Below are 11,674 nucleotides of genomic sequence, written 5' to 3' on the forward strand. Positions count from 1 at the left end.
CGCATATTGGGGGAATGGAACCCCTCACTTATTCACAAGCCCTGTCTGCCGTTCTGCTTGGGAACGGGATGATGATGATGTTCGTCTATGTGCTGTTCCGCATGGCGCAGCATGAGAAGGCGGGCGGGAACATCCCGAACCGCTATCTCTTTGCTGTTCTCGCGTGGGCAGGTGCCGTGCTGGTTATCGCCCTTGCGGCAGGCGGCGCGGCCTAGTCGCATTGCCGATCTGGCCGGATTGGCCCAGCAACTGAGCCTGCAACAGCTGGGCAAGCGCCGGGCTGGCTGCCACGCTTTCTGGCAACCTGCCGCTGGCGATAGCCGCCCGGGCAATATCGGCATTGCGGAGTGCGACAGCCTCAGACGCCTTTCGCAGCCCCATTGCGGCTCCTGATCCCGCTGCGGCACCCGCAAAGCCGCCGCCGAACGCGCCGCCTGCAATGGTCGCGATCTGACCCATGCCACTAGCAGCGCCGTGGAGTAGCTGCTCCAGCGCGCTCCCCCTCACTACAGAACGCAGAGCGGCTTTTTCGGCATCCGTAAAGCCGCGCGACAGCTTCGGGTTGCGGAGGATGCGCCTGAATTGGTTGCGGACCCCGCTAGCGCCGCCCGATAGGTAGTCCTCACTGGCGTCTATGGCATCATCCACAAGCTGGGCTTTGGACATGCGCGACCATACCTCGCGAGCCTTCGGTATGGCTGATTTCAGCGCGGCCACATCGCCGCCGACCACATCATTGGGGCCAAGCTTCTGCACGAAGTCATCAAGCGCAGAGATGATCTCGACGCCAGAAGCGCGCTCCACCTTATCAGGGCTGGACGCCGCCGAGCCGGCGCTGCGACGCAACTTGTCCAGACTTTTGAATGGAAGGGCCGCCGTATCATCAACTGACATGGCGCTGGTCATTTCATCCATCCGCTGCATCGTCCGCGCGGCTTTTGGCGTGTTACCGCCAGGGCCGGGCAAGTTGTCATAGCCGGTGCTGTCATCGAGGCGCTGGAGGATCGCTTGGCGCTGCCCCTCGAAAGCTTCCGGCTTGATCTGGACGCCCGCCTCGTCAACCTGCTTGTAAAGCGCATTGCCCTGCGCGCGAAGCTGCTCACTGGTCGGGGCGTCCTTGGCCGCTTCCTTGACCGCCCTGCGTGCCGCGCGACCATCCAGAGCGCCTTGCAGCAGACGCCCCAGCACCGGGGTAGCGCCGCCAACAGCCGCCCCGACACCTGCGCCCCACTTGGCATCACCGATGCGTTCCTCTGCGCCGCCTTCTCCCTCCATGAAGCCCTGCACGCCGCCCGCAGTTGCCCCAAGGGCCGCGCCGCGCGCGACTGCGCCGGGAAGGGTGGCTGCCTTCATGACGCCGCCCACCATCCCCGCGCCGGGAACGAATGCGCCCGCCACGTCAGCCGACAGCCTGCCCATCGTGGACATGCCTTCTTCCTGCTGGCGATAGTGTTGCAGCCGGTCGTCATAGTTCCAGCCGCGCCCGGTGATCGCATTCGCCGTCGCATCAGCCGCCGCCGCCGCTTCATCGCCGACCACGCCCAGGGTCGCGCTTTCGCCTGCACGGTTCAGCCACGTTCCAAGGGCCTCGCCCGTGCTGGTGACGCCGTCGTTGGGGTCGCCGATCAGGTTGTCATAGAGCCGCTGGCCGAAGCCGCGCTGCGGGGGTTGCTGCGACTGACGCCGCGCCAGTTCACGGCGGGCCATTTCCGCCATTGCGGCCTTGCGCAGTTCATCCATTTTCGGCCAACCATTGCTGAAGTTGTTCATCGGTCATGGTGGAGAAGTCAGGCGCACCCGATGCGGGGGGTGGAACGTCCTGCTCCCCGGCGACGATGGCTTGCTGGCGGGTCTGCTCATAGATCCGATCCCCAGCTTCCGCCCCGTGGACCGTCCGCAGCAACGTCCGCTCGTAGTCCTCCAGATCCCGCAGGAAGTTGGGGCTGGACGGGTCAAGCGCACCGGCCTTGGCCGCAAGCATGGCGTTCTCGCTGTCAGAGACGGCACCAAGCGCGCCACCCGTGGGCGATGCCGCCCGCATGGCCGTTAGGTTCTCGATTTTGGCGTTGGCCTTCAGGACCTCGACTTGCCGCGCAACTTCTGCCGAGTCCGTCCACGGCACCATTGCGGCGACACCCTGGCCCACCTCGCCAAAGTTGCGATTGCCCGCCGCCTCGCGCGCCCGGCTGGCGGCGCTGGTGATGATGTCGGTGGACGTGTCGCGGTTCTGCTGCGCCACGGCATCGCTGCGGCTCTTGTCCTCCGGCCCGCCCGGAATGGGGCGCATGGACCGACCGCCTGTCTCGGGGTCGGTGTAAAGCTCAAAGCCCTGCGGAATGGTGCCGACTTCGCTGCCGCTGTTCACGGTCACGTTCGTTCCGCCGCCGCCGATCTGCGTGATTTTTCCATCAGGGCCGACGTTGTATGCCTGCGAGGGGTCAAGGCCCATCTGTGCGGCCTGTTCTCCGCTGATGGTCTGATAACCCGGCTCCGGCTGCATGGCCTGCTGCCGCTGCCAGTCGAATTGCTCCCGCTGGAGGCCGACTTGCGCCTGCTGATACGGCGTCATCTGCTCGGGATAAGCCTGCCCCAGCTGCTGCTGGAACAGCGCCGCCAGTGCGCCCTGCTGCGCCTGTGGCAGTTCGGCCACATACGGGTTCTGCATGAGTTCGGCCAGGCGCGGATCAATGCCTTCGCCGCCGCCCATCTGCGACGTGAACTGCACGTTAGGCTCACTGCCGCCCGCAAACGACATGGCGCCCGACTGCTGGCCGCCCGTGTATTGCGCCACGCGGCGGGCGCGGTGTTCCTCTGCCGGGCGCAGGAACTTGTTGACGATGGCAGCCGCCGCCGATCCGGTGTCAGGGGCGCTGAGAATGGCCTGCGCCGCGCCGCGCTCCGAGCCCTGAAGTTCCGCGACAAGGAAATCCATCTGCACATCGGGGTCCGATACCGGCTTGCCCTGCCGTGCGGCGAACTGCTCCAGCTGACGGCGGCGGGGTCCGGTCCACTGCGCCAGCCCGAAGCCGCCGCGCGATCCGGGTACAAGGGGCTTGGCTTCGTTGATGCCGGGGTTCAGGCCGCTTTCGTCCTGCATGTTCATCACGAACGCATCCGCGACATGCGGGGGCAATCCACGCTGCGCCAGACCCTGCCGGATGGTGTCAGCCATGCCGCCGCGCTGAATGCTGCCATCGGGGGCGGCTTGCGGACCGCTGGTGGCCATCTGGGGCTGCATAAGGTTCATCTGGGGGGCGGACATGCCGCCACCTCCCAACCGGCCCTGCAGCAGCGCCCCAAGCGCGCTGGACGCGCCTTCTCGCCCCTTGGTGGTCGCAGCGTCAGCTTGCCCGCCTGCGATCTTGCCGACGAAGGCATCCGCCAGCGCGCCGAAGCCCGCGCCGGGGGCGGACAGGTCACGCTGCCGGGTCTGTGCCGTCTGCGCCAGCTGCCGGCGGCGCAGCATTTCCTCATAGGTCATTTCGCCGGGCGAAAACCAGTCCTGCACGCCCGTGCGCGCCTGCTGAAAGATGCTCATTTGCGCGGGCCTTTCGTCGCTTTGGCGTAGTCAACAGCCATGATGCCGCCGGGCAGCGTCTTGACTGCATCCGGGTTGCGCTTCTTCACGTCCTGCGCCATCAGGCCAAGCTGGATAGGCCCGCCGCCCTTATACTTGTAGCTGTACACTGGCTGCCCGTTGTCCAGCTTGCCGACCTTCTGCACGTCGTCCTTCACGCGCCGATCCGACAGTGAAAGGATGCTGCCCATGGCGCTCAGGCCCTGATTGGCGAGGCCCCAGTTGGCGTTCCACTGGCCCATCTTGTTCTCGTAACCCTGCTGCTGGATGCCAGCATAGTTCACCGGCGACATCTGCGGGGCGTTCGTGTTCATGAAGTTTGGCTGCTGGACCTGCGACCCGTTCATGAGCGCGCTGATCTCGTTCAGCGGCTGGTTGCGCATAGCGAACCGCTCCTGCATCGACTGCGAACGCGCCTGATTGCCGAAAATCGCCCGATCACGGGACAGGCCGACCATGCGGGACTGTTCCTGCCCACCGGCCAGCACCGCCGCCATGCGCGCGTCGTTCACCTGCCGGTTCTGATCGCCCATCGCCGACTGGAACGCGGCCGAACCATATTCGATGCCCTGATCCGCCAGCCGCTGCTCCAGCGCGGCGCGGTCATTGTCCAGCCCCGGCTGCATTCGCTGCATCAGGGCGCTCTCAACGGCTTCGCGTCCGTTCCTGCCGCTGATGTCATACCCCCTTTGCAGCCCAGGGATGCCCTTCATGTTCATCGGCTTGTTCAGCAGCTTGCCGATCCGGCCCGACTGCTGCTGCCCAATGTCGGCCAGGTTCTGCTGGGTCGCCATTGTGGCATCCTGCAACCTCTGCCCGGCCGGCGTGAATGACTGCGTGGCCGTGTATTGCGGCAGGTCATAGGTTTTCCCCGACATGGGGTCCGTCCATTTCTGCACGCCGGTCTGGTTATAGGTCAGCGAGCCATACGGCGTCTGCTGGTTGACATTGCCCAACGTCTGGTTGGCAATCGCCGTGCCGACGTTCGTTGCCGTCTGGCCCGATGCAACCTTCATCGGGTCCGGGGCTTTGGGGGCGCCTTTACCCATTTTCACACCTCATGTATTTGGATTGGCGCCAGTCGGCCGCCCGGATTACCGCGATTGCTTCTGCCTCACCGTCGCCGCGAAGATCCGGCACGATGGTTTCTGTCGCTCCAAGCGCCCGCCAGACGCGACGGGCGCGGGCGTTCCTCTCGGAGATGCGCGCCACCGCGATACGGCAGCCCAGCTGATCGAACGGATAGGCGAAGATCTCGCGAACCCGGTCTTTCGTCAGCCAGTCCCGCCGCGTGGCGTAGGCGCTCAGTTCAATGGCCCCGCAGTCGGGGTCGTAATTGTGGAACACCACCCCGGCCACCAGCCCCTCGGCCTCGGTTGCCCAGCCCATGCACTGGCACAGGATGAAGTCGCGGCCGTTGCCCCACAGCCCATGCGCCACGAACCGCCGGATCTCCGTCTGGAACTCGTGGGCCGGAACGATCAAAGATCGATGCTCCCGGTGGTGAATTGCAGATCCACCCGCTGCAACTGCATCGGCACGCGGTTGGCGCTGTTCATGACGACCTGCACCTGAACCCCGAGGGCCTGCCCGGCGCCGGAGACGGTGCGCCAGCGGGCGTCGGTCTGGTATTCCGGCACCCCGGCACCCCACAGGCTCGCATCCCATAGTGCCACGTCCCAGAGCGTGGCCACAGATGCCGCGCCTGCGGTTTCCTGCGGCGGGTTCGGGAAGCGCGGCTCGTAGTCGCTGCCGACGCTCACGCCGTCCGTGAACCGGCCGATATGCCGCCAGACGGGCCGCACCAGATGGGCGCGCTTGTAGGTGGAGGCATCGCCCAAGTGATCGTGCGCCAGCGCCATGCGGCAGACTATAGGGCTGTCATGGTCGCGGCCCGAGGTCCACGCGCGATAAAGCCCGCCGGACATGTCGGCCACATAGACCTTGCCAGCCACTTGCCGGATCTCCGACAGGTGCCAGCCGGTGATCGTCGCCCATGCCGGGGTGTCGAGATTGGCCACGAAGTGATCTTCCGACCCGATGGGGCAGGCGAACAGCGCGCGGCCCTGGTCCCACAGCGCCAGGCGCCAGTCGGACGGGCGGCGGGCGGTCAGGTCGCGCCAGGAGGGGCCGATGGCCCTTGCCAGCGATACGGCTGCGAATTCTTCGGGCGACTTCTGCACCGCCCCGGTCAGCGGGATCAGGCCAGCCGTGGTGGCAAAGATCAGGTCGCCGCCGATGCGCTCGATTGCCCGATCCCCGAGGATTTTGCCGACGTAATAGACGCCATCCAGCGACCAGTTGTTCACGTCGCCGGGGTTCGATCCGCTGAAGATCGCGACTTCGCCCTGATCGGTGATGAAAGCGCAGCGATCATCCATGCCCGCGCCGCTGTCCGACGACCACGTGGCCCCGGCCATCAGCGATCCGCCGCGCGTGAACGTTGCCGCAAGGGGCAGTTCCGTCGCCGCCCCGCCGATGCTGTTGGTGCCGAGATACCACGCCGACAGCGAAGCCCGTTGCACGAAGAACAGACGCGACCGATGGCCCCAGACGAAGGACAGCGTTTCTGTCCCAACGCCGGTGATGGTGCTGGTGGCCCAGGTGGTGCCGTTGAACGTCCGTGCCGTGTCAGCCCCGTTCACCGCGACCAGAAACGACCCGCCGCTGTTCTGCACCTCATAGGTGGACCATGCGCCCGAGGTTAGGCCGGTGACAGCCGCCGCCTGGATGCCCGCATCCGTGAACGGCAGGATGGCTGTATCCGTGGCGATGAATTGCAGCCCGCTTGCCGCATGCTCGAAGATGCGCTGAATGCGCGCCCCGGCGCTGCCGATCAGCTCCAGCCCGCCGCGCGGTTCAATGCCCGTGGGCGTCGGCCAGAAGTTCTCCAGCACAATCGCCCCCGCGCCCGTGGAGCGCGGCGTGGCCGTCATCAGCCCCTCAACCGGCGCCGGGAACGACTTGACGCCACCTTCGGGGGTCTTGTCGCTCTCGGTCGGCTTGCGCTTGGGGCGCTCACGGCTGGCGCGGATGGAAATGCTCATTTCATCCCCCGGTCGGCCTTCAGTTCGGCCTCAATCGCCGCCTCATGCTCTGCGATGAAATCATCATACGGCAGGCCCTTCTGGCGGCGCCAGCGCCACACCACGCCCCCCTCAATCAGCCGCGTGGGGAACACGAATGCATCGCTGTTCTGCGTGACCTCGCGCGCCGTGCCGCCGACCCAATTGCGGCTGACATAGCGCACCGTCGCCGACCCCGTGAGGCCCGCAAACCGGATCTGCCCGCCCGTGATATGCGCGTATGGCTGCGTCGATGGGCGCGCTTGCAGGAAGGCCCATTGCTCAGGAGCCACAACCACGCGCACAGGCGTTGTGCCGGCCCAGATGGCCCCGCTTTCCGTCAGGCGGTCGAAGTCCGCAGGCAGGTCCGTGTCCTCGGCAGCGATGAAGCTGCGGAACAGCTGCGACCACTCCCCGCGCGACGTGATGTCCTTGCCGGTGGAGTTGATCAGCGACAGCAGTTGCCGCGACTGGAACGACCCGTCAGACAGGTTGACGATGGCGTCAAGGCCCAGTTCCGGCATGATGGCGTTGATTGCGGCTTCAGCGGTCATGTTTCACACCATTAAACAGGGTTGATGGCCACTGTGCCGTCAGACAGCCCCCACGGGTCAGTCGCGGCGGGACCGTGGGCGAACAGGGCGCGCTTGTTGGTCGTGTCCCAGACTTCCTTGCCCTCCACCTTGTCGGTGGTGTTTACGGCATGGGCGGCCGATGCCAGAGAGGCCGACGTATAAGTGCGGAGCCGAATGCCCCTGGACGCATCCACCACCGTTTGCGCACCAACGAGCATGGCGCCCTGCGTGTTCAGCGTTCCGGTGCCCTGCGTCGTGGTCGCTCCGATGGCCACCCCGTTCTCGAAGCTGATCTGACGCACCAGCGCGCCATTCACCATCACATCGATGCGGTAGATCCCGTCCTCGGTCGCGTCGATCTCATCCTTGATCGCGGTATAGCTGCGGGCGTAGGTAACGTCCTCTGCCGCGCTGTTGCGGCCCCGGTAAAGATCCTCCCCCAGCAGGTCGTTTGCCGCCGGGCTGGAGGACGCACGCATCCTGTCAATTGTCGGCCCAGCAGCAGCCCCGAAGTCATACGAAATCAGGTCCACCTTGGCGGCAGGGGTTACGCTGAAATACCGGCTCGCCAGATCGCGCTGGCCGAAGCCTGCGATCAGGTATTGCATCGACGCATCGCCAGCGGTTTCGCCGTCAGAAATGCCGAGGAAGTTGGCGAAGCCCGCGCCGATATGGTTTTCCGAATACGCCCCGATGGCCCCGCGCCCGCCCCACGCCGATTGCGGGCTGGGGCTGAACGCCGGGATGAACTGGTGCTTTGCCACCGACACGTTCACGTCAGTGTCAAAGCGCCGCATGGATACTTCGATTGGTGTCAGCCCGCCCTCGGAGGCCGTGCCGTCGCCGATCTTCTTATAGGCGCCGATCAGAATGCCGCCCGCATCGGAGTGGCCATCCTGATAGACGTTCACCCGCAGCGCATCTATCTCGCCGGGGCTGTTGCCGTAAACGTCAGCTTTCTTGACCATGACATGAAGCGCGCTGTCGGCATTTCCGGGACCATTCGCGCCACTGCCCGTAACGGTGCGGGAAATAGCTTGCGTGGTTCGCGCACCGGCATATGTCGTGCTGTCTGTCGTCTCAAGCGTATGAAGCGCCCGCCATGCGCCCCCGAATACACTGGAGATGTCCCACCGCGCGCGGATCACGTCGGAGGAAACGGTTGTGGCCGTGATCCAGCCCGGCAGATCCGGGATCGGATTGCTGCCAAATTGGGGGTGCGAAGCCGGCATCTTGTAGTATTTGACGCCGGAAATCTCCGCAACCGTTCCACCGGGCAGGGGGCTGGCCGCGTCGATCTCTGCGACCTGCGCTTTCGTGGTTGCCGCCTGGAGCAACCGGGCGACATCTGCTGTGTTCTGCGCGCTGGTGGCCGCGTTCGCTGCGTTATCGGCCTTGCCGTCCGCTGCTGTGATGTCGCGCCGCGCCTGGCCCATATCGGCCCCGAAAGCCTCGGCAAGGGCGCTGACGTTTTCGACTGTGACGGCCATTACTGCGCCCCGTTGTAGATCGCGACAAAATCTGTCGGCTGGTCGCCAAGCGTCCCATCGGACCCGGCAACGGCATGGTATTGCGACCCGCCGCTGCGGCGTTCGCCAAGGCGCGACGTGTCAATTCGGCGGTTCAGGTGGCGGGCGCGGATGTCGGCCTCTTCCATCTGGCGCAGCATGGCGTCGAGGATTGTCATGGTGGCCACAGCCTGCTCGGCCATGCCGTTTGCGGTGTAGACCTGCGCCAGCACGGCCTGAATATACAGTTCCGGTTCGCTCTCACTAAGCCAGTTGGGGGCGGTGATGATGCTGGGGATCTTGGCGTAATACTGGATCGGGAACGTGGTGCTGGCCGTGCTGACCAGCAGGAAGTTCCCCGAAATGGTCCCGGCGCTGGCCGTGCGCAGTTGCAGGAAGTCCGCAGGCAGGGCGGCGCTGCCGTCCACGTCAGAGGTGATGACCTCCACCTTTTCCATCGCCCCGACGCGCAGGCGCTTTTCAATGGCGCGTTCAGCCGAACGAACGTAATGTTCCGCGCGTGACGCAATATCGGTCAAGCCGCTGCGGTGCTGGACCTCTGAAACGAGTTCGCTGTAATCCATCACACGCGGCCCTCTTTGGTGCGCCAGGCGCTGTTGTCGCTGTCGTTCAGGAAGCGCTTGATGAACTTGTCATCCTGCTGCGTCATGGCCTCGTTCAGCCCGCTACCGTGCAGGACGTTCAAGGGCACGCTGGCCAGCTTGTGCCAGTCGCCCGCCCATCCCGGCCCGGCGGCGTTGCGCTCTGCCGTGTTGGCCTTGATGATGCCGTCCACCGGGTAGTCGATCCGGTAAACGGTCTTTCGGCCGTCAAATAGCGCCCAGACAGAGCGGCCGGTGTGCATGTCGTAGTCGTGCAGGCGCCAGTCGCCGTCTCGGATCACCATGTCAGTTGCCCAGCTTGTCGGCGCGCTGAGCCTTGCCCTCTTCGAGCAGCTTCATGGCGTCGTTCAGGGGCAGTTCGATGATGTTGCCCGCCTCGACGCGCTGATCTTCGGCAACCCAATAGTCATTCAAAAGCCGAATGGGGGTGGTCTGGACACGTTCTGCCATGATGGCCTCCTCAGTTGTCGCCGCAGGCAGCAGCCTTGACGGCCCACATGCTCGCGGTTTCGAGGTTGGTCAGCGCGACAGCGCGGCGCCGTCCGTGGGGCAGCTTCTCGATCACTTCCGCAAGCGCGTTGCTGGCTTCCTTGATCTCGGCAATCATCGGATCGCCGCTCGGGTTAAACTTCGGGTCAGTAACAGCCATGATGGCCTCCTATGCGGGTGAAAAGGGCCGAGGTTTCCCCCGGCCCCCTTGGTTACTTGCGGGCTGCGTCACGCTCGGCGCGGGCCTCGTTCAGCCAGTCCTCGGCCGTCTCGACCTTGGGCGGGTTGGCACGCTCCGCGAAGCCGTCAGCGATCAGCTTCATGGCTTCGTTGGTGGGCAGGTCCAGGATCTTGCCGACCTGGTGCAGGACGCCCTGGCCATCGCGCCAGTCGAACAGCAGGCGGGTGCGGACCAGATCAGCGGCCTTTTCCTCGCCCAAGCGGGGCAGTTCCAGGTCGCCGGTATAGGCAGCGGTGGTGTCCGCCCCCAGCATGCCGCGCTTGGCGGCGTCCTTGTGGGCTTCCTTGGCTTCGCGCAGCAGGTTGACTTGCTCGTCCTTGCTGGCATCCAGGATGCTCAGTTCGGCAGTCGTCAGGGCGCGGCGCTGACCGATGTCGGTCGTGATCTCCACGTCCTTCTCGACCTTCGGCGCGCTCGGCTTGGGCTCAGGCTGGGCCTTGCGCTCGGCATCATCATTCACGGCGACGACAGGCTTGCCGTCCGTGGTCTGCAGGCCGGTTTCAACCCGGCTGGTGGGTGCTTTCGCCATCTCGGCATCTCCTATGCATGAGAAAAGGGGCAGCCGAAGCCGCCCCCTCATTCCGTCATGTCACCAGATCAGGTGCTTGCGCTCAGGCCGAATAGGTCGGCAATGACGCCGATGCCCTGCTGGTTCTTGACTGCCAGGCAGCCTTCGCCGATCAGCGCGCGCTTGTCGGCGTCACCGGTCTTGGCCAGGCCGGTGTCCTCCTTGATGCGGCGCAGCCACTTCCATTCCAGCATGGAGCGGTCGATCAGGAACGCATTGCGGGCAACGCCGGCGTTCGTGGCCATCACGCGGTTCGGCTGCACGGTGATCGTGCCATACGGGCCAGCGTAGATGTCGGCGGTGGCAACGATGGTGTTGCTGTTGCCGTTCTGGACCGTGGTGCGGAACGGCGCCACGTTGGCATCGCTCATGATCGTGACGAACACGCTCTTGACGTAGGGCGACACCACCAGGTCGGTGACGCTGCCGCCGGCCGAGTAGACGGAGCCCATCGCGGCGTCCAGCAGGGCCTTGCTGAAGGCGCGCTGCGTGCCGTCGGTGGCGGGGGCAGTCAGGCCGGTTCCGCTGGAGAAACCGCCGTTGGCGCCGGTCGCACCGCGCGAGGCGTTGGTGGTGATCCACGAGGGCAGACCGCCCGAAACGCGGGTGGCACCGCCGACCGAACCCACGTTCGAGATGATCGAATACTCGACATCCTTGCGCAGTTCGACGCCCTTTTTCGCCTTCTGGTAACGCACATTCAGCACGTCGCCGGCATTGTCCACGACTTCCTGCGTGTTCGAGATGATGAACGTCTTGCGGAAGATCTGCGTGTAGTTGCCGACACGCTGCGCGGGGCTGATGGCGCCGAAAGCGTATTCGTCGCCTTCTTCGTTGACGTTGGCGCCCGGAGGGGCCAGATCGTCCACCGCCCATTCGGGGTGCGTGGTGGACGCCGTGCCCTTGCCGATCATCGAATAGATCGGGGTTTCCTCGGGGGTGATGCGGTTGACCACATCGGACAGTTCTTCCCGGTTCGTGGTGGAACCGGTCGTCACAAAGGTATTGGCAAGCGCAGCCATGATGAT

General features: G+C 65.2%; 14 protein-coding genes. 1 reads left to right on the forward strand and 13 read right to left on the reverse strand.

Annotation, left to right across the window (positions count from 1 at the left end; all coding sequences use genetic code 11):
• Positions 1-68: 68 nt before the first annotated feature.
• Positions 69-215 carry a hypothetical protein gene (locus tag ACZ2G3_RS07505; RefSeq protein WP_470398785.1) on the forward strand — a complete coding sequence of 49 codons (147 nt, stop codon included), beginning with the start codon at positions 69-71 and terminating at the stop codon, positions 213-215.
• Here the strand turns inward: ACZ2G3_RS07505 and ACZ2G3_RS07510 are convergent.
• The 13 genes from ACZ2G3_RS07510 to ACZ2G3_RS07570 all read right to left on the reverse strand — a co-directional run bounded on the left by ACZ2G3_RS07510 (position 184) and on the right by ACZ2G3_RS07570 (position 11,668).
• Positions 184-1,770 carry a hypothetical protein gene (locus ACZ2G3_RS07510; protein WP_470398787.1) on the reverse strand — a complete coding sequence of 529 codons (1,587 nt, stop codon included), beginning with the start codon at positions 1,768-1,770 and terminating at the stop codon, positions 184-186. The two genes, ACZ2G3_RS07505 and ACZ2G3_RS07510, sit on opposite strands and share 32 nt — an antisense overlap.
• Entirely contained in the window at positions 1,733-3,262 is a 1,530-nt protein-coding gene (locus ACZ2G3_RS07515; RefSeq protein ID WP_470398789.1) for a phage tail tip lysozyme, read from the reverse strand. The genes ACZ2G3_RS07510 and ACZ2G3_RS07515 overlap by 38 nt, the downstream gene beginning before the upstream one ends.
• A 272-nt stretch (positions 3,263-3,534) precedes the next feature.
• On the reverse strand, positions 3,535-4,626 hold the full coding sequence (locus tag ACZ2G3_RS07520; protein WP_470398791.1) for a tail fiber domain-containing protein: 1,092 nt from the start codon (positions 4,624-4,626) through the stop codon (positions 3,535-3,537).
• On the reverse strand, positions 4,619-5,062 hold the full coding sequence (locus ACZ2G3_RS07525; RefSeq protein ID WP_470398793.1) for a GNAT family N-acetyltransferase: 444 nt from the start codon (positions 5,060-5,062) through the stop codon (positions 4,619-4,621). Before ACZ2G3_RS07525 ends, ACZ2G3_RS07520 begins: the two co-directional genes overlap by 8 nt.
• Complete coding sequence (locus ACZ2G3_RS07530; RefSeq protein ID WP_470398795.1) at positions 5,059-6,624, reverse strand: hypothetical protein; 1,566 nt, start codon at positions 6,622-6,624, stop codon at positions 5,059-5,061. Before ACZ2G3_RS07530 ends, ACZ2G3_RS07525 begins: the two co-directional genes overlap by 4 nt.
• Entirely contained in the window at positions 6,621-7,196 is a 576-nt protein-coding gene (locus ACZ2G3_RS07535; RefSeq protein ID WP_470398797.1) for a hypothetical protein, read from the reverse strand. The genes ACZ2G3_RS07530 and ACZ2G3_RS07535 overlap by 4 nt, the downstream gene beginning before the upstream one ends.
• 11 nt (positions 7,197-7,207) lie before the next feature.
• Positions 7,208-8,707, reverse strand: a complete 1,500-nt coding sequence (locus ACZ2G3_RS07540) for a hypothetical protein (protein WP_470398799.1) — start codon at positions 8,705-8,707, stop codon at positions 7,208-7,210.
• The gene (locus tag ACZ2G3_RS07545; RefSeq protein WP_470398801.1) at positions 8,707-9,309 is read right to left on the reverse strand and encodes a phage adaptor protein; all 603 of its coding nucleotides are present in this window, start codon (positions 9,307-9,309) and stop codon (positions 8,707-8,709) included. Before ACZ2G3_RS07545 ends, ACZ2G3_RS07540 begins: the two co-directional genes overlap by 1 nt.
• Positions 9,309-9,632: a hypothetical protein gene (locus ACZ2G3_RS07550; protein ID WP_470398803.1), complete on the reverse strand. Its 324-nt coding sequence runs from the start codon at positions 9,630-9,632 to the stop codon at positions 9,309-9,311. The genes ACZ2G3_RS07545 and ACZ2G3_RS07550 overlap by 1 nt, the downstream gene beginning before the upstream one ends.
• 1 nt (position 9,633) lies before the next feature.
• Positions 9,634-9,798, reverse strand: coding sequence for a hypothetical protein (locus ACZ2G3_RS07555; protein ID WP_470398805.1), 165 nt, complete (start codon positions 9,796-9,798; stop codon positions 9,634-9,636).
• A 10-nt stretch (positions 9,799-9,808) separates the two neighbouring features.
• Complete coding sequence (locus ACZ2G3_RS07560; protein WP_470398807.1) at positions 9,809-9,997, reverse strand: Acb2/Tad1 domain-containing protein; 189 nt, start codon at positions 9,995-9,997, stop codon at positions 9,809-9,811.
• Between the two features lie 52 nt (positions 9,998-10,049).
• Positions 10,050-10,607, reverse strand: coding sequence for a hypothetical protein (locus tag ACZ2G3_RS07565; protein ID WP_470398809.1), 558 nt, complete (start codon positions 10,605-10,607; stop codon positions 10,050-10,052).
• A 68-nt stretch (positions 10,608-10,675) separates the two neighbouring features.
• Positions 10,676-11,668: a DUF5309 domain-containing protein gene (locus ACZ2G3_RS07570; protein WP_470398811.1), complete on the reverse strand. Its 993-nt coding sequence runs from the start codon at positions 11,666-11,668 to the stop codon at positions 10,676-10,678.
• Positions 11,669-11,674 lie beyond the last annotated feature (6 nt).

It is taken from the genome of Paracoccus sp. KKT209 (assembly GCF_055635455.1).

Coding starts and splice junctions, on each gene's coding strand:
- ACZ2G3_RS07505 (WP_470398785.1), top strand. CDS start 69: ATGATGATGATGTTCGTCTATGTGCTGTTCCGCATGGCGCAGCATGAG.
- ACZ2G3_RS07510 (WP_470398787.1), bottom strand. CDS start 1,770: ATGAACAACTTCAGCAATGGTTGGCCGAAAATGGATGAACTGCGCAAG.
- ACZ2G3_RS07515 (WP_470398789.1), bottom strand. CDS start 3,262: ATGTCCGCCCCCCAGATGAACCTTATGCAGCCCCAGATGGCCACCAGC.
- ACZ2G3_RS07520 (WP_470398791.1), bottom strand. CDS start 4,626: ATGGGTAAAGGCGCCCCCAAAGCCCCGGACCCGATGAAGGTTGCATCG.
- ACZ2G3_RS07530 (WP_470398795.1), bottom strand. CDS start 6,624: ATGAGCATTTCCATCCGCGCCAGCCGTGAGCGCCCCAAGCGCAAGCCG.
- ACZ2G3_RS07535 (WP_470398797.1), bottom strand. CDS start 7,196: ATGACCGCTGAAGCCGCAATCAACGCCATCATGCCGGAACTGGGCCTT.
- ACZ2G3_RS07540 (WP_470398799.1), bottom strand. CDS start 8,707: ATGGCCGTCACAGTCGAAAACGTCAGCGCCCTTGCCGAGGCTTTCGGG.
- ACZ2G3_RS07545 (WP_470398801.1), bottom strand. CDS start 9,309: ATGGATTACAGCGAACTCGTTTCAGAGGTCCAGCACCGCAGCGGCTTG.
- ACZ2G3_RS07550 (WP_470398803.1), bottom strand. CDS start 9,632: ATGGTGATCCGAGACGGCGACTGGCGCCTGCACGACTACGACATGCAC.
- ACZ2G3_RS07555 (WP_470398805.1), bottom strand. CDS start 9,798: ATGGCAGAACGTGTCCAGACCACCCCCATTCGGCTTTTGAATGACTAT.
- ACZ2G3_RS07560 (WP_470398807.1), bottom strand. CDS start 9,997: ATGGCTGTTACTGACCCGAAGTTTAACCCGAGCGGCGATCCGATGATT.
- ACZ2G3_RS07565 (WP_470398809.1), bottom strand. CDS start 10,607: ATGGCGAAAGCACCCACCAGCCGGGTTGAAACCGGCCTGCAGACCACG.
- ACZ2G3_RS07570 (WP_470398811.1), bottom strand. CDS start 11,668: ATGGCTGCGCTTGCCAATACCTTTGTGACGACCGGTTCCACCACGAAC.